Below are 24429 nucleotides of genomic sequence, written 5' to 3'. Positions count from 1 at the left end.
GCGCGGCTCGGTCGGAACGGGTTGATCGGCGCGGCAATTCAGGACGCGAGTGCGAGATCGGGTCGCGCGACGCCTGCGCGGGTCGGCGACAGGATCGTGCCGCCGCCGAGGACGCGGGCGCTCGGGCCGGCATTTTCGTAGATCACGCAGGCCTGGCCGGGCGAGACGCCCTCCTCGTCGCCGGCGAGCACGACCTTGAGACCAACCTCGTCGCGCAGCAGCCTGGCTTCCCGCGGAGCCCGGGTCGAGCGCACGCGCACCGCGATGTCGAGCCCGTCCTCGGGGAGCGCATCGAGCGCGCTATCGCCGAGCCAGTTGAGATCGCGCAGCCTGATTTCGCGCACGCCGAGCGCCTCGCGCGGGCCGACGATGACGCGGGCAGTGTCGGCGTCGAGCCTGAGCACATAGAGCGGCTCGGTGGCGCTGAGTCCGAGTCCCTTGCGCTGGCCGACCGTGTAGCGCAGCACGCCTTCGTGGCGGCCGAGCACGCGGCCGTCGAGATGGACGATCTCGCCGGGACGGGCGGCGCCGGGCTTCAGCCGCTCGATCACGTCGGCATAGCGCCCGTTCGGGACGAAGCAGATATCCTGGCTGTCGGGCTTGTCGGCAATGGCGAGGCCGAGCTCGGCCGCGAGTGCGCGGGTCTGCGTCTTGTCGATGGCGCCGAGCGGGAAACGCAGCAGATCGAGCTGTTCCTGCGTCGTGGCATAGAGGAAATAGCTCTGGTCGCGGCTCTCGTCGGCGGCGCGGAACAGGCCGCGATGGCCGTTGCCGAGCGCGTGGCTCGCGACGTAATGGCCCGTGGCCAGCGCATCGGCGCCGAGTTCCTGGGCCAAGCCCAGCAGGTCGCGGAACTTCACCGTGCGATTGCACTCGACGCAGGGGATCGGCGTCTCGCCGGCGAGATAGCTCTCGGCGAAGCGCTCGATCACGGCGTCGCGGAAACGGCTCTCGTAATCGAGCACGTAATGCGGGATATCGATCGCCTCGGCGACGCGGCGCGCATCGTGGATGTCCTGCCCGGCGCAGCAGGCGCCGGCGCGGTGCACGGCAGCGCCATGGTCATAGAGCTGCAAGGTGACGCCGATGACGTCATAGCCCTCGCGCTTCAGCATGGCCGCGACCACCGAGGAATCGACGCCGCCCGACATCGCCGCGACGACGCGCGTGGCCGCAGGCGGCTTGGCGATGTCGAGGGAGTTGAGCACGGTCATGATGGGCGGCGCGGTCCTGTAAAAAGCGGTATGTGGCGGCTCTATACCGGCTTTGCCAGCCTGCTGCCAGCCGCAAGCTCGGCAATTCCTGCCGCGTGGGCGCATGACGCCCGGTGCTTCTTGCCGGGACGATGCCGCATCTTTCGCGCTAACAGATTGAAATCAAAGACTCTGGACGCTGGCTTGGGACTTGCTCGACGCGAAGCGGGTGCGTTTCCTGCCCGCAATCCGGATGTGCCGATGTCTGCCGTCTCCGCTCCGTTCCCGATGCCCAGCCCCGAGCCGGCCGCGCCGCGCCGCCGCGCAGCGGAGGCCGATGCCGGCCGCGAGGCTGCTCCGTTCAGCCTTGCCAGCAAGCCCGCCGCCGAGAAGCAGCCGGCGGTTGCCGAAAAAGCTCCCGAGGCGAAGGCCGGCGAGCCCACGACGCAAAAGCCGGGACAGCAGGACGGCGGCGCATCCGAGCCGAAACCTGCGGAAGCCGCTCCGGCAAAGCCGGCGGCAGTGCAGGGGCCCGCCCAACCAGCTCCCCTCGAGACCCCGGCACCCGTCACCATCCAGCCCAAGCCGGATGTCGGCGCCCTGGTCGCCATCGCGGAGGCGGAACAGGCTGCCACGAGCGAGATCGGCGAGACGGTCGCCAAGCCGAAGAAGGCGGAGGGCGAGGGCGAGGCCGACACCGAAACGAAAACGGATGCGGCCGGCGCCGATGGCGGCGATATCGTCGCCGCGCTGCCGCTGCCCGTGCCTGATCCGGCTACGGCGACATCCGCTTCGACGCCGCCGGCATTGTCTGCGGCCGGGAAGGGGACTGCGCAGCAGCCAGCTGCGGCCGCCGATTCAGCGTCCGCCGGCGCCTCCGCCGAGGTGGCCGCGGCGGGAACACAGGGCGCGGGTGGCCAGCAGAGCGGTATCCAGCTCGAAATGGTGCCTGTCGTGACCGTACCCGAGTTGCCGCCCGGACCGCCTGGCCCAGCACCGGCAGGCGAGCCTGCTTCCGAACAGGCGTCGGCCCCGGCAACCGCACCCGACAAGGCGCTGCGGCTCGATGCCGTCAATAAATTGCCGATTGATCTGGCAGCGCTCGGGCTAACCGGTACGAGCTCGCCCGGCGCCGAGGCGCCCGTCGCGAAAGGGACAGGCGAGGCGAAGCCCACTGACGCCGCCGGCACGAGCCATACCAAGGCAGCCAAGGGCGAAGATGCGGATCCATCCACGGCCACGGCGGCCACGACCGCGCCCGGCGAAATCGTCAAGCCGGCTGAACAGGCGCCGCAGCAACCTGCGACGCCTGCGATTCATCCCGTTGCCCTGGCCCATGCCGGCAAGCCGGACAGCGTCGCGGCACCAAATCTCGATCAGACCGCCGCAGCCAATGCACAGCAGCAGCTCACCAACGGCCAGCACAGTGGGGCCGACGGGCAGCCGACGCCGCTGCATGTCGTCCCGATCGAGATTGGCCTGCGGGCGCTCGCTGGCAGCAAGCGCTTCGACATCAGGCTTGATCCGGCCGAGCTTGGGCGCGTCGACGTCAAGCTCGAGATTTCCGACAAGGGCGAGGTCAGCGCCAAGCTGGTAGTCGACCGGGTCGAGACGCTGCATCTGCTCCAGCGCGATGCGCGCACGCTCGAGCGGGCTTTCGAGCAGGCCGGCCTGAAGCCCTCGGATGCCGGCGTCGACATCACGCTGCGTGATCAGGGCGACCAGTCGAGCTTCCGCCAGAGCAGGCAGGACGAGCAGGCGCAGCGTCATGGGCGCTCCGCGCCCGAGCCCGAGATCGACGACGTTTCCATCGCCATCGCCGCTCAACCCACGCCGATTCGCCGCTTCGTCAGGCTCGGCGGCGTCGATCTCAGCATCTGAAGGGTCAGCAGCCATGACCATCACGAACGGACCCGGCGCAACCACCAGCACGAGCGGTAGCAGCAGCTCAAGCAGCTCGAGCAGCAGCTCGTCGATCGCCGGGAATTTCGACCAGTTCCTGCTGCTGCTGACGACGCAGCTCCAGAACCAGAGCCCGCTCGATCCGCTCGACACCAACCAGTTCACCGAACAGCTGGTGCAATTCGCGGGCGTCGAACAGCAGCTCAAGACCAACGAGACGCTGAGCACGCTGCTCAGCATCAATATGGCGACGACGGCGACCAATGCGGTCGCCTATATCGGCTCGACCATCACCGCCGACGGCGCCTCAAGCCAGCTCAAGAGCGGCAAGGCCGAGTGGAGCATCAATGCCGCCAAGGGCGGCACCGCGCAGATCACGATCAAGGACAAGAATGGCAGCGTCGTCAGGACGATGACGCAGAACCTCGTCGCCGGTGACCAGAAATTCACCTGGGACGGCAAGACCTCGATCGGCGGCACGGCGGCGGATGGCGAATATCAGATCACGGTCGACGCGGTCGACGTCAACGGCCAGCCGATCACGACCAAGACCCAGATCAAGGGTGTGGTCGACGGCGTCGATTTCAATGGCCTCATCCCGGTGCTGAAGATCGGCGACATCTCGGTTGCCATCGACAAGGTCAAGAGCGTCGTGCGGGCCGAGGGAGCATGACGGTGATAGCGAAAGGCAGCGCTATCGCTTTAGGCAATTCTTAAAGCGCCGGGCTTATGGTCAACTCATATAGGTCTGTTGAGTTGTGTGAGTGTATCATGACCGAGCCTTTGCGACCGCGGGTGAAGTACGTGATCGGACCGGATGGAAGTCCGCTGACGATCGCCGATCTCCCGCCGATGAATACGCGCCGCTGGGTCATCCGGCGCAAGGCCGAGGTGGTTGCCGCCGTCCGTGGCGGTTTGCTCAGCCTCGAAGAAGCCTGCCAGCGCTACACCCTGACTGTCGATGAATTCCTGAGCTGGCAGATGTCGATCGACCAGCACGGTCTTGCCGGCCTACGGACGACCCGCATCCAGCACTATCGCCAGTGAGCCTGAGGCTCCGCGGCGGTCTCCGCTCTTCCGGGCGCGCTGAAAGGCGCGCCCGTTGCAGTTTAAAGCCAGGCCGATGGCCGTCGCTGTGACGATGCGGATGGCCTTGCGCGGATTTACAGCTTCCAACTGTCATGCGTCTCGTGCCAGTGAAGCGGCGTAACGATCGCGCCGGATTCACTGGGCGGAGGGGGTTGAGGGTGTCATGGCAGGAGGCAGGGCCTTGCGGCGCGTAGCTATCACCGGCGGATGCGGCTTCATCGGCTCCGCCCTGTGCCGGCACCTTGTCGGCGCGGGCCACGACGTGATCAATATCGACAAGCTGACATATGCCGGCAATCCGGAGTCGCTGCGCGAGATCGCCGGCTCCGAGCGCTACCGCTTCGCCAAGCTCGACATCTGCGACGGCGAAGGAGTCGGGGCGCTGCTGCAGCGATTCCAGCCCGACCAGATCATCCATCTCGCTGCCGAGAGCCATGTCGATCGCTCGATCGCCGGCGCCGGTGAGTTCATCGAGACCAACATCGTCGGGACGTACAGCCTGCTGCAGGCCGCGCGCTTCTATTGGGAGAAGCTGCCGGCGGAGCGCCGCGACGCCTTTCGCTTCCTGCATGTCTCGACCGACGAGGTCTATGGCTCGCTCGGCGAAACCGGCCTGTTCAGCGAGGCAACGGCCTATGATCCGAGCTCGCCCTATTCGGCCTCGAAGGCCGCATCCGACCATCTCGTCACCGCCTGGACGCGGACCTACGGCTTTCCGGGCCTGATCTCGAACTGCTCGAACAATTACGGGCCTTATCACTTCCCGGAGAAGCTGATTCCGCTCGTCATCCTGAACGCGCTGCACGGCAAGCCGCTGCCCGTTTACGGCAAGGGCGAGAATATCCGCGACTGGCTCTTCGTCGAGGATCATGCGCGGGCGCTGGATCTGATTGTCAGCAAGGGCCGCATCGGCGAGAAATACAATGTCGGCGGCCGTAACGAGCGGCGCAATATCGATGTGGTCCGCAGCATTTGCGGCCTGCTCGACCGGCTGCACCCCGCCGTTCGGCCGCACGACCAACTGATCACCTACGTCACCGACCGGCCGGGTCATGACCAGCGCTACGCCATCGACGCGACGAAGCTCGAAGGCGAACTGGGCTGGCGCGCGCAGGAGAGCTTCGACACCGGCATCGAGAAGACGGTGCGCTGGTATCTCGATAATGAATGGTGGTGGCGGCCGCTGCGGGACAAGGTCTACGCGGGCGAGCGGCTCGGGTTGCTGAAGCAAGCCGGCTGACCATGAAGATCGTCGTCACCGGCACCAAAGGTCAGGTCGTGACGGCGCTGCGCGCTCGCGCGGCCGTGATTCCCGGAATATCGCTCGTCGCGATTGGCCGGCCCGAGCTCGATCTTGCCGATGCCGGAGGCGTTTTCGACGCCATCCGCGCCCAGTCGCCCGATATCGTCGTCAATGCCGCCGCCTATACGGCAGTCGATCAGGCCGAGAGCGAGCCCGAGCTGGCAATGGCGGTGAATGGCGTCGGGGCGGGCGCCGTAGCGGCAGCGGCGCGAGCGGCCGGAGCGCTGATCGTCCAGATCTCGACCGATTACGTCTTCGACGGCAGCAAGGCCACGCCCTATCTGGAAAGCGATCCGGTCGCACCGGTCAATCTCTATGGGCGCAGCAAGCTCGCGGGCGAGGAGGCCGTGGCCAAGGCCAATCCCGACCATGTCATCTTGCGCACCGCCTGGGTCTATGCGGCACAGGGCAAGAACTTCCTGCGGACGATGCTGCGGCTCGCCGAGAGCCGCGACGAGATTTCCGTCGTAGCCGATCAATACGGCTGCCCCAGCTATGCGCCCGATATCGCCGATGTCGTGCTCGGTATCTGCCAGCGCCTGCAGTTCGAGCCCGATACGGCCCTGCGCGGCATCTTTAACGTCGCGGGTACAGGCGAGACGAGCTGGGCCGGCTTTGCCGAGGCGATTTTTGAACTCGCTGCCGAGCGCGGCCTGCCGCATGCCCACGTCAGATCGATCGGCACAGCCGATTACCCGACGCCTGCGCGGCGACCGTCCAATTCCCGCCTCTCCTGCGACAAGCTCCACCGGGCATATGGCCTGGCCATGCCGGGATGGCGCGATGCGCTCGGGCGCTGCATGGACGAGCTCGTCACGGAAACGAAGTCGTCACGATGAAGGGCGCGATACCGACACGGCGGATCTGCCGACAGACGCCTCGACCTTGGTGCGTATGATTGGGAAGCGCGGACCCTGCGGATTTGCTGTCCAGAGGAGATTGCCTGGCCGAAGGGGTTCATCATCACCGATCAGCTCAAGGTGCTGACGATCAGATCCAGCACGAGCATTACGGTATTATTCAAGTCAACCAGTGATCCGGTTTTGACAGTCCAAGAGGCGCTAGATGAAGATCCAAACCCTGCCACTCGATGGTCTTCTCCTCATCGAACCGACCCGTATCGGAGATACGCGCGGCTTCTTCTCGGAGACGTTCCGTGCGGACCGATTCGAGGGCGTGGTAGGGCCAGTCCATTTCGTCCAGGACAACCATTCAGCAACCGTGAAGCAAGGTACGATCCGCGGCCTTCATTTCCAGAAGCAGCCGCGCGCGCAAGGCAAGCTCGTGCGTGTAACCAAGGGCGCGATCCTCGACGTCGCCGTCGACATCCGCTCCGGCTCCCCGACTTTCGGCAGGCATGTCATGACTGAGCTATCGGCTCAGAATTGGCGGCAGCTCTGGATTCCCGTCGGTTTCCTGCACGGGTTCTGCACGCTCGTCGATGATGTCGAGGTCATCTACAAGGCAACCGACTACTATAGTCCCGAGCATGATGCCGGCGTACGCTGGGACGATCCCGAGATCGGGATCTCCTGGCCCGCATCGGCTGACGCGGCGCAACTTTCGGGCAAGGACCGCAACGCCCCGCTACTGAGCGAGATCGGCCCGCAATTCGCGTTCTCGAAATAACGTGATCGGGAATGGTCTCGGCGGTTCCCGAGATCCTCGTTTCTGGGTTCAACCGCGCAAATCCGGAATCGCAGTCCAGACTTGCAAGGATGATCGAGCGGCTCAGGCAAGCCTTGCTGCAGGCTACGCGCTGAATCAATCCAGCTCGAAGCTTTCCTTGTAGTCGAGCTTCAGGCTCGGATCCTGTTCTTCCTTGCGCAGCACGCTGTTGCCAAGGACGAGCAGCTCGATCTCCGAGCCCATGAAGCAGCGGAAGGCGTCGGTCGCGGTGCAGACGATCGGCTCGCCGCGGACGTTGAAGCTGGTATTGACCACGACCGGGCAGCCGGTCAGCGCCTTGAAGCGGCTGATCAGCGCGTGATAGCGCGGGTTGGTGTCGGCATGCACCGTCTGGATGCGGGCGGAATAGTCGACATGGGTCACGGCCGGAATGGTCGAGCGCGGCACGTTGAGCTTGTCGATGCCGAACAGCGCCTTCTCGCTCTCGCTCATCTCGCGGCGCAGGCCCTTCTGCACATCGGCGACGAGCAGCATATACGGCGAATCCTCGTTGATCTCGAACCAGTCGGCGACGTCTTCACGCAGCACCGAGGGAGCGAAGGGACGGAAGCTCTCGCGGTACTTCACCTTGAGATTGAGCGTCTTCTGCATCTGCGGCGAGCGCGGGTCGCCGAGGATGGAGCGGCCACCGAGTGCGCGCGGGCCAAATTCCATGCGGCCCTGCATCCAGCCGACGGCCTTGCCGTCGGCCAATGCCTGTGCGGTCGTCTCGATCACGGCGGCATCGTCAAGCGTCTCGAAACGGGCACCGGCGGCTTTCAGCTCGGCCTCGATCTCGCCTTGCGAGAAGCTGGGGCCGAGATAGCTGCCCTGCATGGCGTCACCCTTGCCCGAGCGGGCAGGGCGCTCATGGCCGGCGTAAAGGTGATAGCCGGCCAGCGCCGCTCCCAGCGCGCCGCCGGCATCGCCCGCTGCCGGCTGGATCCAGATGTTGCCGAAAATATCTTCGCGCAGCAGCTTGCCATTGGCGACGCAGTTCAGGGCGACGCCGCCGGCGAGGCAGAGGTTCTTCTGGCCGGTTTCGGCGCGGACCGAGCGGGCGAGGCGCAGCACGATCTCCTCGGTCACGGCCTGGATCGACGCGGCCATGTCCATGTGGAACTGGGTGAGCAGTTGCTCCGGCTTGCGCACCGGCTCGCCGAAGAGCGCGGCGAAGCGCTCATTGGTCATGGTCAGGCCGGAGGCGTAGTTGAAATAGCTCTGGTCGAGATGGAAGCTGCCATCCGGCTTCAGGTCGATCAGCTTGTCGAGCATCAGCCTGGCGAAACGCGGCTCGCCATAGGGCGCCAGGCCCATGACCTTGTACTCGCCGGAATTGACCTTGAAACCGGTGTAGTAGGTCACGGCCGAATAGAGCAGGCCGAGCGAATGCGGAAAATGCAGCTCCTTGTGGATCTTCAGATCCTTGCCGCGGCCGACGGCCAGCGTCATCGTCGCCCATTCGCCGACCCCGTCCATGGTCAGCACCGCCGCCTCGTCGAAGGGCGAGGGGTAGAAGGCCGATGCCGCGTGAGAGAGATGGTGCTCGGTAAAGAGCAGCTTCTCGGCGTCGAATGAGGGCGCAAGCTTGCGCAGCTCCTTGCCCAGAATGCTCTTCTGGAACAGCTTTTCGCGCAGCCAGAGCGGCATCGCCATGCGGAACGAATTATAGCCGCGCGGCGCGACCGCGAGATAGGTTTCGAGCAGCCGCTCGAACTTGATGAACGGCTTGTCGTAGAAGACGACGGCATCGAGCTCGTCGAGGCCACAGCCCGCGACCGAGAGGCAATACTCGACCGCCCTGGCCGGGAAATCGGCATCGTGCTTCTTGCGGGTGAAACGCTCCTCCTGCGCCGCGGCAGCGATCGCTCCATCGACGACCAGCGCCGCGGCGCTGTCATGGTAGAGGCCCGAGATTCCCAGGATGCGCATCGGCAGGAGCGCTCTAGAACAGCGTGTAGACGAAGGGGGCGACAGCGCTGCCATGGGTCAGCACCAGCAGGCCGCCGAAGAGCAGGCTGATCAGCAGGATCGGCACCAGCCAGAACTTCTTCCTTGCCGCCATGAAGCGGAAGAACTCTCGCAAAAACGACATCAGGGGCGCCCCATCAGAATTGATCTTTCATCGAGGCCGGCTCCGGCCCCGGCGGATCGCGACTGATCCAGTAGGTCTTGGCCTCCGGCTTGCGCTTCAGGCCGAGGAAATCCTTGCCGAGCAGACGCGCCAGCGCGCCGATCGGCGTGAAGACCAGGAAGAAGAGCAGGCCGAGCACGATCGGATTGACGATGGCGCCGAGCAGGAGGCCGAGCCTGGTCCAGAGCTTGTTGAGCGGGGCCAGCAGCGAGGCCTTGATCAGGGCGATGGCCAGGAACAGCGCCGCGAGAGCGATCAACCACGGCCAGGCGCGACCGGCATGCCAGCCGTTATAGGCGGCGAGAAGCGTGAAGAAGCCGGAGAAGACCAGGCCGAACGACCGGTCGCTCGATGCTTCCACCGCGCCATGGCCCGGCTGGAATTCGTGATGCACGCCCTTGCTGGCCACGCGATGCTCCGTTTCCGTCGCGCGCTCTCTAGACGATAACGCCCGAATGCAAAACAGCTTATCCGGGCGGCCTCGTGTCACGCCCTCCGGGCTTGCGTGTCCCTGCGCCATTGCATGGCGAATTGCTCGGCGCTCTCCGTCAGCATGCCGAGGCGCGCGGCCATGTCCTGGGCGGAGGCGGCGACCTGCCCGGCGCGACCACTGACCTCGACGGCATTGCTGAGCATGGCGTCGAGCGTCGCGGTCAGGTCGGTGGTGGTGCGCTTGGCCTGCTCGGTCAGGCTGGAGCCGTCGCTCGCCTTGGCGGCGTCGGCCTCGACGGAGCTGCCGAGCGCGGTCGAGGCCTCGTCCATGCTGGAGACGGCATCGGTGATCGTCGCCATGGCGCCGAGCACGCTGGCGACGCCGATGCGCATCGCCTGCGCGCGCTTGGCGATCTCGGCAGTCGCTGCGCTCGTGCTGACCGAGAGCGCCTTGACCTCGGAGGCGACGACCGAGAAACCGCGCCCGGCCTCGCCGGCACGGGCGGCCTCGATGGTCGCGTTGAGCGCGAGCAGATTGGTATGGGCGGCGATGCCGCCGATCATGCCGACAGTGCTCTCGATCTCGTCTGCCGCCCTGGCGAGCTGGGCCGCGATCGCGTCCGTGCTGGCGGCCTCGCCGGCGACCACCTGGGCACTCTGGGCGATGGCACCGACGGCGCGCCGCGTGCCGATGATCGAGGAGAGCAGGTTCGAGGATGTGACGGAGGAGACGGTGACGCAGTCGCGCAGCTTGTCGACATTCGTCGCGCCACCGCGCGCCATGAGCTCGGCCGAAGTCGCGAGCGTGCTGAGCTCGCCGGCGGTCTGGCGCAGCGCCTCCGCGATGATCGCGGCATGGGTCACGGCGCTGTGGACATCGCTCTCGAAACTCGCCGCCATCGCCGCCAGCTCGTTCTGGTGGGCCGAGCGGTTCTCGTCGAGGGCATGCGCCAGCACCCGCTCCGCCTCGCGGCTGTCGCTGAGATTGGCGAGCGCACCGGCGATCATGCCGATCTCGTCCTTGCGCTCGGTACAGGGGATGCTGCTGCGTTCGCCGCCGGCCGCCATCTTGCGAATCGCGTCGGTGAGCTTGCGCAGCGGGCGCAAGGTCGAATGCAGCATCGCCCAGATCAACAGGGCGGCGACGGCGCAGCCACCGAGCGCGAAGAGCAGCACCAGCGTGCGCGAGGTGGCGTGGCTGGTGGCGAGAATGGCGTCGACCGAGCGGCTGATCTCGAGCAGCCCGCGCACATCGCCCTCGCGCCAGCCGACCTTCGGAGACAGGGCGGGGTCGTTGTGGCAGCCGAGGCAGCTCTGCTTCAGCCGATCGCCGACGGCCATGCGGACGAAATCCTTGCCGCCGATCGTCTCGCGGCGGACGAAGGGTTCGTCGGGTTTGGCCTGAAGTGCGTCCCAGGCCGCCTGCTGGAAACCGTCGAGCTTGCGCTCGGCCCGGTACGGAAAGGGATAGGGGCTGACGAAGGCGGCCTTGGTGTCGCCATCGCTGATCAGGCCGAGATAGTCGCTGATGAAGGAGGCCTGGAACGGCACGCTCGCAGCCTCGTTGCGATAGTTCGGCGAGACCTTCATCGTGCCGTGCTCGGTGACCTTGTTGACCACTGTCTCCAGATAGAAGCTGCGCAGGGCGAGCGTCTGCTGGGCCTTGGCGAGGTTCTGCCGCGTCGCTTCCTCGAGGATCATCTGGTCGAAGGCTGGCGGCAACAGAAAGATGACCGCCGCGATCAAGGTTCCGATGCCGAGGACCAGCGGCCAGACGACGCGCAAGACCAGAGATTTCTTGAACATACGTAGTCCGTTGCTGAATCTCGGATCGAAATTTTGACGGCTATCTATAGCCGGCTCAAATATGCCGGCACCGCGCCCGTCGAATAGCTGAAGGTCTGCTAAGGAAAGCTTAGGATCATCACCGAAACAGGCCATCCGCCGGACTGGCCAGGTTTATTCGGCAATTCCACCGCATCCCGGCAGGTCGTTAACGGGTTGCTAACCATGCACCGGGAAAAACTTGCCTAGTGAGCCGCACCTTGCGCGCGGCCATGACGGCTTTGTGGAACGGATAGCGGCGTGAACAGCATCGTCGAACAGTTCAGGAGATTCGGCGCGGCGCGGCTGGCGGCCATGCTCGCCGTCACGCTCACGCTCGTCGGCTTCTTCGCCTTCGTGATGCTGCGCATGTCGCAGCCTGCGATGAGCGTGCTGTTCAGCGACCTCTCGACCACCGACACCAATGCCATCCTGAAGGAGCTCGACACGCGCGGCGTCAAATACGAGCTGCGTCGCGACGGGCAGACGATCCTGGTCGCCGCGAACGACGTGCCACGGTTGCGGCTCGATCTCGCCGGCAAGGGCATCCCGGCCGGCGGCGGTGTCGGCTACGAGATATTCGACAAGGGCGACGCATTCTCCTCGACCAGCTTTGTCCAGAATATCAATCATCTGCGGGCGCTCGAGGGCGAGCTGTCGCGCACCATCCGCTCGATCGGCCGGGTCCAGGCCGCGCGCGTCCATCTCGTCATTCCCGAGCGGCGCCTGTTCGAGCGCGACCGCGAGCCGCCGCGCGCCTCGATCGCGCTCAAGCTCGCCGGCGAGCTTGATCCGACCCAGGTTCGCGCCATCCGTCATCTCGTCGCCTCGGCCGTCGATGGGCTGAAGCCGGAGCGCGTCTCGATCATCGACGAGCGCGGCCGATTGCTCGCCGATGGCGCGCAGGGCGAGCAGGGCCTGGTCGGCCTCGGGCTCGACGAGCGCCAGTCGTCGATCGAGAAGCGGGTCAAGAGCCAGGTCGAGGAGATCGTCGCCAGCATCGTCGGACAGGGCCGGGCGCGGGTACAGGTCGCTGCCACGCTCGAGACCAATCGTGTCGAGAGCCGCTCGGAGACCTTCGATCCGGAAAGCCGCGTCGTCCGCTCCAGCCAGAACCGCACCGAGGCTTCCGCCACCAACGAGCAGAACGGCGCCGTGACGGTCGGCAACGAATTGCCCGGAGCGCAGCAGAACCAGGCCCAGCAGGCCGCGCGCGACAGCAACAACAAGAACGAGGAAGTCGTCAATTACGAGATTTCGCGCACGACCCGCACCGAGGTGAACGAGGGCGGCCGCGTACAGAAGCTCTCGGTCGCGGTGCTGGTCGACGGCACCTATAACCGCAGCCCGACCGGCGAGCTCGCTTATCAGCCGCGCCCGCAAGAGGAACTCGAGCGCATCGGGCAGCTCGTGCGCACCGCGGTCGGCTTCGACCAGGCACGCGGCGACAAGGTCGAGGTCGTCAACCTGCGCTTTGCCGATGCGCCGCCGGCAGCGGTCGACCTGACCGAGCCGACGCTGATGCAGCAGCTCATGTCGTTCACGCGCGAGGATCTCGTGCGCTTCGCCGAGCTCGGCGTGATCTCGCTGCTGACGCTGATCGTGCTGATGACGGTGGTGCGGCCGCTGCTGAAGCAGGTGCTGGCCTCCGACAAGGCGCGGCCGGTGCCGTCCTTCATGCGCAACGGCGTGGTGATCGAGGGCGAGAATACCGGCGACCCGGCCGGTCCGCGCGCAGCGCTCGCGGCGATCGGCGAGGCGGGCACGGTCGAGGTCGACGCGCCGTCCGAGCGGATGCTCGCGATCGCGCAGATCAAGGGCCAGCTCAAGGCGCAGTCGGTCGAGAAGATCGGCGCGATGGTTGCTCAGAACCCGGGGGACTCGGTCGCGGTGCTGCGCGGCTGGATCCACGAAAAAGCTCCGGCATGATGGGGACCTGAGCCGTGGCATTGGCTGCACGCGCCATCGCGACACGAAATACAGGGCGCGATTCCGGCGACTTCGACCTGCCGTCGGAGCCGATGACCTATGCCGGGATGAACGGGCCGCAGCGCGCGGCCGTGATCCTGCTCGTGCTCGGCGAGGAGCACGGAAGGGCGATCTGGGAAGAGTTCGACGACGAGGAGATCCGCATCATCACGCGCGCCATGGCGGAACTGGGCACGGTCGATTCCGAGATGGTCGAGAAGCTGATGCTGGATTTCGTCAGCAAGCTGTCGAGCGCGGGCGCCATCACGGGCTCGTTCGACCGCACCGTCTCGCTGCTGGAGAAGATCCTGCCGGCCGATCAGGTGGCGCTGATCATGGAAGAGATCCGCGGCCCGGCCGGGCGCAACATGTGGCAGAAGCTCGGCAATATCGACGCCGTCGTGCTCGCGAACTTCCTCAAGAACGAATACCCGCAGACCATCGCGGTGATCCTTTCGCGCATCCGTTCGGAGCACTCCGCCAATGTGCTGCGCAACCTGCCGAACGAGCTTTCGATCGAGGTGGTCGGGCGGATGTTGCGGATGGAATCGGTGCAGAAGGAAGCGCTAGACCATATCGAGAACACGCTGCGCACCGAGTTCGTCTCGACCCTGACGCAGACGCGCCGGCGCGATCCGCATGAGCAGATGGCCGAGATCTTCAACAGCTTCGACCGGCAGACGGAGACGCGGTTCCTGGCGGCGCTCGACGTTGCCAACCAGGATTCTGCCGCGCGCATCCGTGCCCTGATGTTCACCTTCGAGGATCTCGGCAAGCTCGACCCTGCCGGCCTGCAGACGCTGATGCGCGTCGTCGACAAGGATACGCTCGCCCGGGCCCTGAAGGGTGCCAACGAGACGATGCGGACCTTCTTCTACGGAGCGATGTCGCAACGCGCCGCCAAGAACCTGGCGGACGACTTGCAGAGCCTCGGACCGATGCGACTCAAGGAGGTCGACGAGGCCCAGATGAAGATGGTCGCGCTCACCAAGGACCTCGCCGACAAGGGCGAGATCGTCATTGGTAAGGGCAATTCCGAGGACGAATTGGTCTACTGACGATGAGTACCGCCAAGAAATTCATGTTCGGCACCGATTTCCGCGAGGGCGGCCGGCGTGCCGCCAGCGATGCGGATATCGCCGCGGCGCGGGCGGAGGGCTTCAGCGCCGGCCAGGAACAGGGTCGTCGCGAGGCCGAGAGCCAGTTCAACGCGCTGGTCGGCAAGCTCGTGCGGTCGACGGACAAGCTGATCGCCGACGAGCAGAGGCGCGTCGCCGAGATCGAGGAGCAGGCCGCCCATGTCGCCCTCGTCGCGGCCCGCGGGCTGGCCGGCGCGGCGCTGGCGCAGCGCCCGCTCGCCGCGCTCGAACAGGCGGTGCGCGAATGCCTCGGCCATGCCCGGCAGGCGCCGCACCTGGTCGTGCGTGTCAATGAAAACGCAGTGGAGGCCGTCGAGAGCATGCTGGCCGGGTTGGCGCGCGAGACCGGCTTCGCAGGAAAGCTCGTCGTGCTCGGGCAGCCCGATATCGCGCCCGGCGACGGGCGGATCGAATGGGCCGATGGTGGCTTCGTCATCGACAGCGCCCGGCTGGAGCAACTGATCGAGCAGGCGGTCGCGAGCCTCTTCGGTCACCATCAGTTCGGCAGCGCCGAGCGGAGATAACAATGAGCCAAGAGAACGACCTCAATCTGCCTCCGCTGAATCCGGCCGATCTCTCCTTCGATCCAAATTCGGGTTCGATGGCGCGCTCGGGTCCTGTGCCGGTCAAGACTGCGGAGGATCTGGAGCAGGTCTTCGACGTGCCGGTCACAGTCTCGGCTGTGCTCGGCTCGTCGCGGATCGCGGTCGGCGACCTGCTCCAGGTCGCGCCCGGCACGGTGCTCGAGCTCGACCGGCGCGTCGGCGAAGCGATCGACATCTTCGTCAACGAGCGCCTGGTTGCGCGCGGCGAGGTCGTGGTCGTCGAGGACCGGCTCGGCGTGACCATGACCGAAATCATCAAGGCCGACCGCTGATGCGCGCCGGCCCCATTCCAGAATCAGGGAGAACCTGAGCCATGCGTCTCATCATCGTCGGCGGCCTCAAGGGCGCGATCATCACCGCGGCCAAGATCGCGGTCTCGCATGGCGCGGCCGTGACCCATGCGGAGAGCATCGACCAGGCGCTCGCCGTGCTGCGTGCCAAGGGCGGCGACCTCCTGATGGTCGACGTCGCCCAGCCGATCGCCAAGCTCGTCGCCGCGCTGGAGGCCGAACGCATCCGCACTCCGGTCGTCGCTTGCGGCACCGCGACCGACACCCGTGCGGCCGTAGCCGCGATCCAGGCTGGCGCCCGCGAATACGTCCCGCTGCCGCCCGATCCGGAGCTGATCGCGGCCGTGCTGGAGGCGGTCGCGGCCGACCAGTCGAGCCTGATCGTCCGCGATCCGGCTATGGAACGGGTCGTCCAGCTCGCCTTGCAGATCGCCCGCTCGGAAGCGCCTGTGCTTGTGACCGGCGAGAGCGGCACCGGCAAGGAGGTGATCGCGCGCCACCTGCATCAGAAATCGCTGCGCAAGGACAAGCCCTTCGTCGCGGTCAACTGTGCGGCCATTCCTGACAACCTGCTCGAATCCGAACTGTTCGGCCATGAGAAGGGTGCCTTCACCGGGGCCGTGGCACGGCGCATCGGCAAGTTCGAGGAGGCTCATGGCGGCACGCTGCTGCTCGACGAAATCTCCGAGATGGATGTGCGCCTGCAGGCCAAGCTGCTGCGCGCCTTGCAGGAGCGGATGATCGACCGTGTCGGCGGCACGCAGCCGGTCAAGGTCGATCTCAGGATAATCGCGACCTCGAACCGCAATCTCGGCGAGGCCGTGCGCGAGGGCTCCTTCCGCGAGGACCTGTTCTACCGGCTGAACGTTGTGCATCTGCGCCTGCCGGCGCTGCGCGAGCGGCCGGGCGACATCCTGGCGCTGGCCGACCATTTCGCCAAGAAATATGCCGAGATCAACGGCTTGCCGCTGAAGCCGATCGCGGCCGAGGCGCGCAAGGTCCTGCTCGCCAATTCATGGCGTGGCAACGTGCGCGAACTCGAGAACACGGTCCATCGCGCCGTGCTGCTGGCGCAGGGCGCGGAGATCGGGGCTGAGGCGATGATGACGCCGGAGGGCGAGACGCTCGGCCCGGCTTCGGGGCGCGATCCGGCTGCGCGGGCGGCTCAGACCGCAGAGGCCATGACGCGCTCGCTGGTCGGGCGCACCGTGGCCGATGTCGAGCGCGATCTCATTCTCGATACGCTCGATCATTGCCTCGGAAACCGCACGCATGCGGCGAAAATCCTTGGCATCTCGATCCGGACGCTGCGCAACAAGCTGAGCGAGTACACAGCGTCCGGGATTGTCGTGGCGGAGCCCGGTCAGGCACGCATCAGCGCGGCCTGACCGGAAAGCGCGCTACCGGATCTCAATAATAGTACCGCCGACGATAGTAAGGTCTGGCGTAGTAGCGCGGCCGTACATAGTAGGGCCGACGATAGACGCCGTAGGGACGATAGTAGGGCCGGCGATAATAGCCATAACGGCGATAATAAGGGCGGCGATAATAGTACTGGCTGAACTCGGTGTCGGCGCCGTCGAGGCCCTGCTTCACCTCGGCCGAAACCTCGCCTTCGCCGGTCGGCGGTGTCGGCTCGGGAGCGGTCTTGGCAGGTGCAGGCGCTGCTTCGGCGATAGCGACGCCGCCGAGGCTCGCTGCGGCGAACCCGCCGATCAAGGTCGTAATGAATGAGCGTCTATCCACGGCATCCTCCGGGACATGGTTTCGTCCACTGTTCCGCGTCGGCTCCCGACCCGAAACAACACTGAACAATAACGCAGTTTGGGGCGATTTGTTGCAAGGTGCCCGAATTCCTCGCCGTATGGCTAAAAGGGATAGTGCGGATCAATCGACAGCGTTCAGCGGCCGCGTCACGGCTTCGAGCGAGCGCCGTTCGGCCTTGACCGCGTAGAGCGCTGCGATAATCGCTGCGCCCAGCATCAGCGCTGCGCCGAGCAGGTAGCCGGCGAAGACGCTCATGCGCGAGCCGGTGTCGATCAGGATGCCGAAGAGCCAGGGGCCGGCAATGCCGCCGGCGCCGGTGCCGATCGCATAGAACACGGCGATGGCGAGCGCGCGCATCTCGAGCGGGAAGGTCTCGCTGACCGTCAGATAGGCCGAGCTGGCGGCGGCCGAGGCGAAGAAGAAGACGACGCTCCAGCACAGGGTGAGCTGCGTCGCGGTAACCAGTTCCTTGGCGAAGAGCCAACCGGTTCCGGCGAGCAGCAGGCCGGAGAGCGCATAGGTCGCGGCGATCATCGGGCGCCGTCCCAGCGTGTCGAACAGGCGGCCGATCAGCAGCGGCCCGAGGAAATTGCCGGCGGCGAAGGGCAGGATGAACCAGCCGATCATGCCCGAGGGCACCTGATAGAAATCGGTGAGGATCAGCGCGTAGGTGAAGAAGATCGCGTTGTAGAAGAAGGCCTGCGCGACCATCAGCGCGAGACCGACCAGCGCGCGCTGGCGATGCACCACGAAGAGCGAGTTGAAGACCTCGCCGAGCGGGGTGGCAGTGCGGGGGCGCAGCCTTATCCTCTGCAGGTTTTCGTCGGGGCTATAGGTGACGCCGGATTGGGCTTCGATGCCGGCGACGATCGCCGCCGCCTTGTCGGGCTGGCCATGGCTCATCAGCCAGCGCGGGCTTTCCGGAATCCAGAGCCGCAGGATCAGGATGACGAGGCCGAGGATGGCGCCGATGAAGAAGGCGAGGCGCCAGCCGATCTCCGGATCGATCAGCCCGGCATCAAGCAGGATGATGGCGCCGATCGCGCCGAGCGCGGCGCCGATCCAGAAGGAGCCGTTGATGACGAGGTCGGTCCAGCCGCGCACGCGCGCAGGCACCAGCTCCTGGATGGTCGAGTTGATCGCCGTGTATTCGCCGCCAATGCCCATGCCGGTGAAGAAGCGGAAGATCATGAAGCTCGCCGCGTTCCAGGAGAAGGCGGTGGCGGCGGTCGCGGTCAGGTAGACCAGCACGGTGATGGTGAAGAGTTTCTTGCGGCCGAGCCGGTCGGTCAGCCAGCCGAAGAACAGGGCGCCGACGACGGCGCCGGCAATATAGGCGGCGCCGGCCATGCCGATCTCGGTATTGGTGAAGCGCAGCCGCGGGCTTTCCTTGAGCGCGCCCGAGACCGAGCCGGCAAGTGTCACCTCGAGCCCGTCCAGAATCCAGGTGATGCCGAGCGCGATGACGACAAGGGTGTGGAAGCGGGACCAAGGCAAGCGGTCGAGCCTGGCGGGGATATCGGTCTCGATAACCTGCTGCTGACCCGGCGCTGGCGCTGTCATCGCATCCCTCCTTGCGGGTAATACAACGATGTCGAAGCCTTCCGGTTGCCTCTTGAGCCATAAAAAAGGCGGCCTTCCGATGGGAAGGCCGCCTCTTGATGCTCTAACTGAAAATCGAGGCGCGTCTTAGCGAACGATCACGACCGGACGACGGCGCACGACGACCGGGCGGCGAACGACCACGGGACGGGTCACGACGACAGGGCGGCGGACGACGACCGGGCGGCGCACGACCACCGGACGGCGGTAGACCACCGGACGGCGGTAGTAGACCTGGCTGTATTCGGCATCGGCCTGATCGAGAGCAGCCTTGGTGGCTGTGTCGACCGAAGCGGTCTCGGCAAGAGCCGGGGCAATGTCAGTAGCGGCCTGTGCGATCGCGGCGCCGCCCAGCCCGGCAGCCGCGAGACCACCGAAAAGGCTCAAAACAAAAGAACGTCTATTCATCAGATTCCTCCGAAAGGCATATCCAAACCAGTCTGTCGACCCGCGTTCGAAATGCGAGGCGGAATTGGGCCGAATCGCGGCGGGTCGCTGACAACCTGTTCAGGTACACCCTTCAAGTCGAGTTTTTTTGACGGTCTTAACCACTCGTTCACCATACGCCCGGCAAGAATTGCCCAGTGCCGCAAGGGCATAACGGCATATCGGATCGCGCCGAGCGCGCGGCTGCGGAGAGCGGGCTGAGGCGATGACCGATGTGACGGCAGGGGCGGGCGGCGGCTTCAAAATGCCGAGCCGCGGAACGCTCGGCAGCTTCCTCAATCGGCCTGACCTGTTCCTCGCCATCGGCGTCATGGGCATCCTCGTGGTGCTCATCTTCCCGCTGCCGGCGCTGCTGCTCGACCTGCTGCTGGCGCTCTCGATCATCCTCTCCGTGCTGGTGCTGATGACCGCGCTCTTCATCGAGGAGCCGCTGGAATTCTCGGCCTTCCCGACAGTGCTGCTGATCGTCACGATGTTCCGGCTGGCGCTGAATCTCGCCTCGACGCGCCTCATCCTTTCGCACGGGCACGAGGGCACGTCGGCGGCCGGCCACATCATCGAGGCCTTCGCGAATTTCGTGATGGGCGGCAATTTCGTGATCGGGGTGATCGTCTTCACCATCCTGATCATCGTCAACTTCGTCGTCATCACCAAGGGTTCGGGCCGCATCGCCGAAGTCGCGGCGCGCTTTGCCCTCGATGCCATGCCCGGCAAGCAGATGGCGATCGACGCCGACCTGTCGGCCGGGCTGATCGACCAGGAGGTCGCCAAGGTCCGGCGCAAGGCGCTGGAGGACGAGGCGAATTTCTTCGGCTCGATGGACGGTGCCTCCAAGTTCGTGCGCGGCGACGCGATCGCCGGCCTGCTGATCACCTTCATCAACGTGCTCGGCGGCATCATCATCGGCGTGGCGCAGCAGGGCATGAGCTTCGGCGACGCCTCGCATAATTATACCCAGCTCACCGTCGGCGACGGCCTGGTCAGCCAGATCCCGGCGCTGATCGTCTCGACCGCCGCCGGCCTGCTCGTCTCGAAATCGGGTGTGCGCGGCGCCGCCGACAAGGCGCTCGGCAAGCAGCTCTCTAGCTATCCCAAGGCGCTCGGCATGTCGGCGGCGGTGATGCTGCTGATCGCGCTGCTGCCCGGCATCCCGATGCTGCCCTTCCTGCTGCTCGCGGGCGGCTCGGCCTATCTGGCGCGGCATTTCGGCCGCCTGGCCAAGGCCCGCGAGACCGAGCAGGCGGCAGGCGGCGAGGCCGGTGCCCAGGTCTCGGCTGACGGCACGCCGAAGGAGGAGACGCTCAACGACCTGCTCAAGCTCGACGAACTCAAGATCGAGATCGGCTACGGGCTGTTGCCGCTGGTCAATGCCGCCGGCGGGGCCGACCGGCTGACCGATCAGGTCCGGGCCCTGCGGCGCCAGCTCGCGGCGGAACTCGGCTTCGTGATGCCGGCGGTGCGCATCGTCGACAACGTCCAGCTCGAGGCGAACCACTACTACATCAAGATCAAGGAGATCGATGCGGGCCACGGCATCGTCTATGCCGGCCAGTACATGGCGATGGACCCGATGGGCGGCCAGGTGAACCTGCCCGGTCACAACGTGCTGGAGCCGACCTTCGGCCTGCCCGCGACCTGGATCGACGCCGCGCTTCAGGACGAGGCACAGCTGCGCGGTTTCACTGTGGTCGACGCCGCCACGGTGATCTCGACCCATCTGACCGAGGTGCTGAAATCGCATATGCCGGAGCTGCTCTCGCATGGCGAGGTGCAGAAACTCCTGCGCGAGCTGCCGAAGGATCACGCCGATCTCGTCAAGGAGATCGTGCCGCAACAGATCTCGACCACCGGTATCCAGCGCGTGCTGCAGATGCTGCTCACCGAGCGCATCTCGATCCGCGATCTCGCCACGATCATCGAGGGGATCGCCGAGGTCGCCGGCGTGCTCAAGAACCCGCGCGACATCGCCGAGCATGTGCGCTCGCGCCTCGCCCGGCAGATCTGCGCGCAATTCGCCAACCATAATGGCGACCTGCCGATCATCACGCTCTCGCCGGCCTGGGAAAGTATTTTTGCCGAGTCGATCGTCGGCAATGGCGACGAGCGCCATCTCGCGATGCAGCCGAGCCGCCTGCAGGAATTCGTGCGGCTGGTGCGCGAGAAATTCGAGGATGCGGCGCGGATGGGCGAGATGCCCTCGCTCGTCACCTCCGGCATGACCCGCCCCTTCGCGCGCCAGATCATCGAGCGCTTCCGGCGCGAGACACCGGTGCTCTCGCAGGCGGAAATCCATCCGCGGGTGAAGCTGAAGACGGTCGGGACGATCTGATCCGGCTCAGCGCCGGATCACCACGACGACGTAATGGACCGGCCCGGGGCCGGGATTATGGAAGGCGCAATCCGCTGGCGGTCCGAGCTCCAGGCAATCGCCAGCCTCGAGCCGTGTCGTCTCCTCGCCTTCCTGGAAATCCAGCGTGCCGGACTGGACCCAGATCTGCTGGCGGATGAAGGCATAGGAACTGGCCGGATAGGAAATCCGGGCGCCGGCCGGCAGCTCGGCCGCGACGAGCTCGAGCCCGGCCTCGCCGGTGGGCGAGACCGCGCGGCGGGTGAAGCCGGTCTGCGGATCGCGCCAGATCGGCTGGTCCCTGAGACGCCGCACCCGCTCGCCCTGCGTCTCCGCCCGTGCCAGGAGGTTCGACAAGGTGAGGCCGAAAGCACCGGAGAGCTTGCCGAGGAGGATCGCCGTCGGGCTCGCCTCGCCGCGCTCGATCTTGCTGATCATGGCGCGCGAGACGCCGGAGCGCTCGGCGAGATCGCTCAGGCTCCAGCCACGCAATTCGCGCTCGATGCGCATGCGCTCGGCCAGCCTTGACGTTAGTTCGTCCACTATCATAGCGTCGTATCTTCTATAGTGGAATGATCGGGACGCAAGCGATCTTCCGTGCATGAGCCTTTCGCCAAACCGGCATTGGCCGAAAGGCCCGGCCCTGACTAAGCCCTGAGCCATGTCGCGCAACGCCTTCCTCTTCGCCGTGATGTGCCTGGTCTGGGGCCTGACCTGGCTGCCGTTGAAGGTCGGCGCGAGCCATGTGCCGCCGGTCTTCCTGGCGGCCGTGCGCTTCACCTTGGCCGGTGGGCTGATGCTGCTCTGGGCCGGCAGGGACGTGCTCGCCGTGCCGCGCCCGGCCTGGCCGCGGCTGGTCCTGACGGCGCTGTTGGTCAATACCGGCAACTACACCTTGCTGTTCTGGGGCGCGACCCATGCCACGACCGGGCTCGCCGCCATCGTCAATTTCGCGACCATTCCGATCTACACGCTGCTCGCCAGCCGCATGATCGAGGGCAACAGGATCACCCGCCGGCAATTGGCGGCGATCGCGCTCGGCACGGTCGGCCTCGCCCTGCTCTTCGCGACGCGGGCGTTGGGCGGCTTGAGCGCCTCGCATGGCGACCCGCTCGAATTCTGGGGGCTGGTCGCCGTCGCGCTCGGCACGGTGTTCTATTGCTTCGGCGCGGTCCTGTCGCGGCGCATCGCCGGCTCGATGCCAACGTTGACGCTCGCCGGCTGGCAGACCCTGATCGGCGGCATCGGGCTGGCGCTGATCTCGTTGCTGGCCGAGCCGATCGGGGTTCAGCAATTCCAGGCCCTGCTGCAATGGCCGGTCTGGCCCTGCGTGCTCTTCCTCGTCGTCGGCGGCTCGCTGATGGGCTTCACCATCTATATGCGGCTGCTGCGCGACTGGGGCGCTTTCCATGCCGGGCTCTACGCCTTCATCAGCCCGGCCATCGCGGTCGTCGTCGGCATGGTGGCGCTGAACGAGCCCTTCGGTTGGACCGAGGGCGCCGGCGCGCTGCTGATGTTCGGCGCAGCGGCGATCGCGATCAGGCGCTAGATCATCAGACCGGATATCGTACCCGGTGCGATGATCTAGCTTCTTGTTTTCGCATCGGCTTATCCGAAAACCGCAATCCACGTTTCGGGGCCCATGCGCTGGCGTGACCTCAGGGAGGCGGCGCGATGCGCGTGTGCTTCTTGAGCTGGCCGCGCTCGAAGGCGAGCACGATCGGCAGCGAGATGACCAGCGGCAGGATCAGGTAGAACAGCCGCCAGATCAGCAGCGCGGCGAAGACCGCGGGCGCGGGCATGCCCGGCATCACCGCCAGGAAAACCGCCTCCATGACGCCGACCCCGCCCGGGACCTGGCTGAGCAGCCCGGCCGAGAACGAGAGCAGGAAGGCGCCGAGCACGATGAAGAAGCCGGGATTACCCTGCTCGGGCAGGGCGAAATAGATGATGCCGGCTGCGCCTGCGAGCTCGAGCGGCGCGGCAAGATATTGCCGTGCGACGACCCGCAGGCGCGGATAGATGACCTCGAACTTGCCGATCTTCAGGGGCCTGAACTGGAGCCAGGACCCGACCGTGTAGAGGGCGACGAAGGCGAGCAGGCCGAAGCCGATCAGCCGCGCCTGCGCATCGCCGATGCCGAACCATTCGGAGAGCCGGCGCAGCGGGCGCAGGATCTGCGGCTCTCCGACGAGGACGATGCCCATCAGCAGCAAGGTGCCGAAGGCGAAGGTGAATGAGGTGAGCGCGACAAGGACCGCGACCTCGGCCGCCGTCAGCCCCTTCGCGGTATAGGCGCGGTAGCGCACCATGCCGCCGGAAAAGACCGAGGCGCCGATATTATGCGAGAGCGCGTAGGTCACGAAGGAGCAGAGCGAGATATAGAGCCAGGAGATGCCCTTCTCCTTGCCGAGATGGATCAAGGCGATGCGGTCGTACCAGGCGAGGGCGGCATAGGCGACGAGCGTCGCCAGCGCGGCGTGAAGGAAGGATTCCGGTGGAATCACCGCGATTTTCTGGCCAATGCCATGGGCGACGATCTTGATCGCCTCCCACAGGCCCGCCTGTTCGAGCCTGGCGCTCACGGCCTCGTTGGTCAGCGCCTCGGCTTTGAGCTTTTCCCAGAGCAGATCGACCGACCAGATGACCGCGACGAGGCCGACGATCGGCCAGATATAGTCGAGATAGCGTTTCATGAGGGCAAGCGGGCTGCGAGGGG

23 protein-coding genes are annotated in these 24429 nt (G+C 65.9%); 13 read left to right on the top strand and 10 right to left on the bottom strand.

The features are described 5' to 3' along the window. Positions 1-38 precede the first annotated feature (38 nt). Positions 39-1214 carry a tRNA 2-thiouridine(34) synthase MnmA gene (gene mnmA, locus EV560_RS01895; RefSeq protein ID WP_131853440.1) on the bottom strand — a complete coding sequence of 392 codons (1176 nt, stop codon included), beginning with the start codon at positions 1212-1214 and terminating at the stop codon, positions 39-41. 240 nt (positions 1215-1454) lie between these two features. On the opposite strand from mnmA, the gene EV560_RS01890 reads away from it, so the two are divergent. From EV560_RS01890 to rfbC, 6 genes are all read left to right on the top strand, one after another. Then, positions 1455-3074: a flagellar hook-length control protein FliK gene (locus EV560_RS01890; RefSeq protein ID WP_165923273.1), complete on the top strand. Its 1620-nt coding sequence runs from the start codon at positions 1455-1457 to the stop codon at positions 3072-3074. Positions 3075-3087: 13 nt separating this feature from the next. Next, the gene (locus EV560_RS01885; RefSeq protein WP_131853437.1) at positions 3088-3768 is read left to right on the top strand and encodes a flagellar hook assembly protein FlgD; all 681 of its coding nucleotides are present in this window, start codon (positions 3088-3090) and stop codon (positions 3766-3768) included. 98 nt (positions 3769-3866) lie between these two features. Then, complete coding sequence (gene sciP, locus EV560_RS01880; RefSeq protein WP_038359348.1) at positions 3867-4142, top strand: CtrA inhibitor SciP; 276 nt, start codon at positions 3867-3869, stop codon at positions 4140-4142. A gap of 223 nt (positions 4143-4365) precedes the next feature. Continuing rightward, on the top strand, positions 4366-5424 hold the full coding sequence (rfbB, locus tag EV560_RS01875) for a dTDP-glucose 4,6-dehydratase (RefSeq protein ID WP_248311848.1): 1059 nt from the start codon (positions 4366-4368) through the stop codon (positions 5422-5424). Between the two features lie 2 nt (positions 5425-5426). Further along, the gene (rfbD, locus tag EV560_RS01870) at positions 5427-6326 is read left to right on the top strand and encodes a dTDP-4-dehydrorhamnose reductase (protein WP_131853433.1); all 900 of its coding nucleotides are present in this window, start codon (positions 5427-5429) and stop codon (positions 6324-6326) included. A 226-nt stretch (positions 6327-6552) separates the two neighbouring features. Then, the gene (gene rfbC, locus EV560_RS01865) at positions 6553-7116 is read left to right on the top strand and encodes a dTDP-4-dehydrorhamnose 3,5-epimerase (RefSeq protein WP_131853431.1); all 564 of its coding nucleotides are present in this window, start codon (positions 6553-6555) and stop codon (positions 7114-7116) included. Positions 7117-7251: 135 nt separating this feature from the next. On the opposite strand, the gene EV560_RS01860 is transcribed toward rfbC, so the two are convergent. The 4 genes from EV560_RS01860 to EV560_RS01850 all read right to left on the bottom strand — a co-directional run bounded on the left by EV560_RS01860 (position 7252) and on the right by EV560_RS01850 (position 11527). Then, the gene (locus EV560_RS01860; RefSeq protein WP_131853429.1) at positions 7252-9087 is read right to left on the bottom strand and encodes a carbamoyltransferase family protein; all 1836 of its coding nucleotides are present in this window, start codon (positions 9085-9087) and stop codon (positions 7252-7254) included. Positions 9088-9100: 13 nt separating this feature from the next. Then, complete coding sequence (locus EV560_RS35655; RefSeq protein WP_165923272.1) at positions 9101-9250, bottom strand: DUF5989 family protein; 150 nt, start codon at positions 9248-9250, stop codon at positions 9101-9103. A gap of 13 nt (positions 9251-9263) precedes the next feature. After that, complete coding sequence (locus EV560_RS01855) at positions 9264-9698, bottom strand: SxtJ family membrane protein (RefSeq protein ID WP_248311847.1); 435 nt, start codon at positions 9696-9698, stop codon at positions 9264-9266. Between the two features lie 77 nt (positions 9699-9775). Further along, entirely contained in the window at positions 9776-11527 is a 1752-nt protein-coding gene (locus EV560_RS01850) for a methyl-accepting chemotaxis protein (protein ID WP_165923271.1), read from the bottom strand. A 279-nt stretch (positions 11528-11806) separates the two neighbouring features. Between EV560_RS01850 and fliF the strand changes: the two genes are divergently transcribed. From fliF to flbD, 5 genes are all read left to right on the top strand, one after another. After that, complete coding sequence (gene fliF / locus EV560_RS01845) at positions 11807-13474, top strand: flagellar basal-body MS-ring/collar protein FliF (RefSeq protein ID WP_131853425.1); 1668 nt, start codon at positions 11807-11809, stop codon at positions 13472-13474. Between the two features lie 92 nt (positions 13475-13566). Then, positions 13567-14571 carry a flagellar motor switch protein FliG gene (gene fliG / locus EV560_RS01840; RefSeq protein WP_131854694.1) on the top strand — a complete coding sequence of 335 codons (1005 nt, stop codon included), beginning with the start codon at positions 13567-13569 and terminating at the stop codon, positions 14569-14571. Positions 14572-14573: 2 nt separating this feature from the next. Beyond that, complete coding sequence (locus tag EV560_RS01835) at positions 14574-15176, top strand: FliH/SctL family protein (RefSeq protein WP_131853423.1); 603 nt, start codon at positions 14574-14576, stop codon at positions 15174-15176. Positions 15177-15178: 2 nt separating this feature from the next. Next, positions 15179-15529, top strand: coding sequence for a flagellar motor switch protein FliN (gene fliN / locus EV560_RS01830; RefSeq protein WP_131853421.1), 351 nt, complete (start codon positions 15179-15181; stop codon positions 15527-15529). A 41-nt stretch (positions 15530-15570) separates the two neighbouring features. Continuing rightward, positions 15571-16935 (top strand): sigma-54-dependent transcriptional regulator FlbD, encoded by a 1365-nt coding sequence (gene flbD / locus EV560_RS01825; protein ID WP_131853419.1) that lies wholly within the window; start codon positions 15571-15573, stop codon positions 16933-16935. A gap of 22 nt (positions 16936-16957) precedes the next feature. Here flbD and EV560_RS01820 read toward each other — a convergent pair whose 3' ends face one another. The 3 genes from EV560_RS01820 to EV560_RS35650 form a co-directional block, all read right to left on the bottom strand. Next, positions 16958-17293 (bottom strand): hypothetical protein, encoded by a 336-nt coding sequence (locus EV560_RS01820; RefSeq protein ID WP_131853417.1) that lies wholly within the window; start codon positions 17291-17293, stop codon positions 16958-16960. Between the two features lie 141 nt (positions 17294-17434). Further along, a complete protein-coding gene (locus tag EV560_RS01815; protein WP_131853415.1) occupies positions 17435-18877 on the bottom strand; it encodes an MFS transporter in 1443 nt (480 codons plus the stop codon). A gap of 126 nt (positions 18878-19003) precedes the next feature. After that, positions 19004-19324: a hypothetical protein gene (locus EV560_RS35650; RefSeq protein ID WP_165923270.1), complete on the bottom strand. Its 321-nt coding sequence runs from the start codon at positions 19322-19324 to the stop codon at positions 19004-19006. Between the two features lie 244 nt (positions 19325-19568). Between EV560_RS35650 and flhA the strand changes: the two genes are divergently transcribed. Further along, positions 19569-21692: a flagellar biosynthesis protein FlhA gene (gene flhA / locus EV560_RS01805; protein ID WP_131853413.1), complete on the top strand. Its 2124-nt coding sequence runs from the start codon at positions 19569-19571 to the stop codon at positions 21690-21692. A 6-nt stretch (positions 21693-21698) separates the two neighbouring features. On the opposite strand, the gene EV560_RS01800 is transcribed toward flhA, so the two are convergent. After that, positions 21699-22259, bottom strand: a complete 561-nt coding sequence (locus tag EV560_RS01800) for a helix-turn-helix domain-containing protein (RefSeq protein ID WP_131853411.1) — start codon at positions 22257-22259, stop codon at positions 21699-21701. A 112-nt stretch (positions 22260-22371) separates the two neighbouring features. Between EV560_RS01800 and EV560_RS01795 the strand changes: the two genes are divergently transcribed. Beyond that, on the top strand, positions 22372-23259 hold the full coding sequence (locus EV560_RS01795) for a DMT family transporter (RefSeq protein ID WP_131853409.1): 888 nt from the start codon (positions 22372-22374) through the stop codon (positions 23257-23259). A gap of 109 nt (positions 23260-23368) precedes the next feature. Here EV560_RS01795 and EV560_RS01790 read toward each other — a convergent pair whose 3' ends face one another. After that, positions 23369-24406 carry a lysylphosphatidylglycerol synthase transmembrane domain-containing protein gene (locus tag EV560_RS01790; RefSeq protein ID WP_131853407.1) on the bottom strand — a complete coding sequence of 346 codons (1038 nt, stop codon included), beginning with the start codon at positions 24404-24406 and terminating at the stop codon, positions 23369-23371. Positions 24407-24429: the final 23 nt, after the last annotated feature.

Source organism: Allobosea sp. BK604 (assembly GCF_004341515.1).
Lineage (GTDB): Bacteria > Pseudomonadota > Alphaproteobacteria > Rhizobiales > Beijerinckiaceae > Allobosea.
This window is presented reverse-complemented; position numbering and strand designations above follow the sequence as displayed.

Bases quoted from the DNA above. Each gene is read 5' to 3' on its own strand.
- mnmA (WP_131853440.1), bottom strand. From the start codon at position 1,214: ATGACCGTGCTCAACTCCCTCGACATCGCCAAGCCGCCTGCGGCCACG.
- EV560_RS01890 (WP_165923273.1), top strand. From the start codon at position 1,455: ATGTCTGCCGTCTCCGCTCCGTTCCCGATGCCCAGCCCCGAGCCGGCC.
- EV560_RS01885 (WP_131853437.1), top strand. From the start codon at position 3,088: ATGACCATCACGAACGGACCCGGCGCAACCACCAGCACGAGCGGTAGC.
- sciP (WP_038359348.1), top strand. From the start codon at position 3,867: ATGACCGAGCCTTTGCGACCGCGGGTGAAGTACGTGATCGGACCGGAT.
- rfbD (WP_131853433.1), top strand. From the start codon at position 5,427: ATGAAGATCGTCGTCACCGGCACCAAAGGTCAGGTCGTGACGGCGCTG.
- rfbC (WP_131853431.1), top strand. From the start codon at position 6,553: ATGAAGATCCAAACCCTGCCACTCGATGGTCTTCTCCTCATCGAACCG.
- EV560_RS01860 (WP_131853429.1), bottom strand. From the start codon at position 9,087: ATGCGCATCCTGGGAATCTCGGGCCTCTACCATGACAGCGCCGCGGCG.
- EV560_RS35655 (WP_165923272.1), bottom strand. From the start codon at position 9,250: ATGTCGTTTTTGCGAGAGTTCTTCCGCTTCATGGCGGCAAGGAAGAAG.
- EV560_RS01850 (WP_165923271.1), bottom strand. From the start codon at position 11,527: ATGTTCAAGAAATCTCTGGTCTTGCGCGTCGTCTGGCCGCTGGTCCTC.
- fliG (WP_131854694.1), top strand. From the start codon at position 13,567: ATGACCTATGCCGGGATGAACGGGCCGCAGCGCGCGGCCGTGATCCTG.
- EV560_RS01835 (WP_131853423.1), top strand. From the start codon at position 14,574: ATGAGTACCGCCAAGAAATTCATGTTCGGCACCGATTTCCGCGAGGGC.
- fliN (WP_131853421.1), top strand. From the start codon at position 15,179: ATGAGCCAAGAGAACGACCTCAATCTGCCTCCGCTGAATCCGGCCGAT.
- flbD (WP_131853419.1), top strand. From the start codon at position 15,571: ATGCGTCTCATCATCGTCGGCGGCCTCAAGGGCGCGATCATCACCGCG.
- EV560_RS01815 (WP_131853415.1), bottom strand. From the start codon at position 18,877: ATGACAGCGCCAGCGCCGGGTCAGCAGCAGGTTATCGAGACCGATATC.
- EV560_RS35650 (WP_165923270.1), bottom strand. From the start codon at position 19,324: ATGAATAGACGTTCTTTTGTTTTGAGCCTTTTCGGTGGTCTCGCGGCT.
- flhA (WP_131853413.1), top strand. From the start codon at position 19,569: ATGACCGATGTGACGGCAGGGGCGGGCGGCGGCTTCAAAATGCCGAGC.
- EV560_RS01800 (WP_131853411.1), bottom strand. From the start codon at position 22,259: ATGATAGTGGACGAACTAACGTCAAGGCTGGCCGAGCGCATGCGCATC.
- EV560_RS01795 (WP_131853409.1), top strand. From the start codon at position 22,372: ATGTCGCGCAACGCCTTCCTCTTCGCCGTGATGTGCCTGGTCTGGGGC.
- EV560_RS01790 (WP_131853407.1), bottom strand. From the start codon at position 24,406: ATGAAACGCTATCTCGACTATATCTGGCCGATCGTCGGCCTCGTCGCG.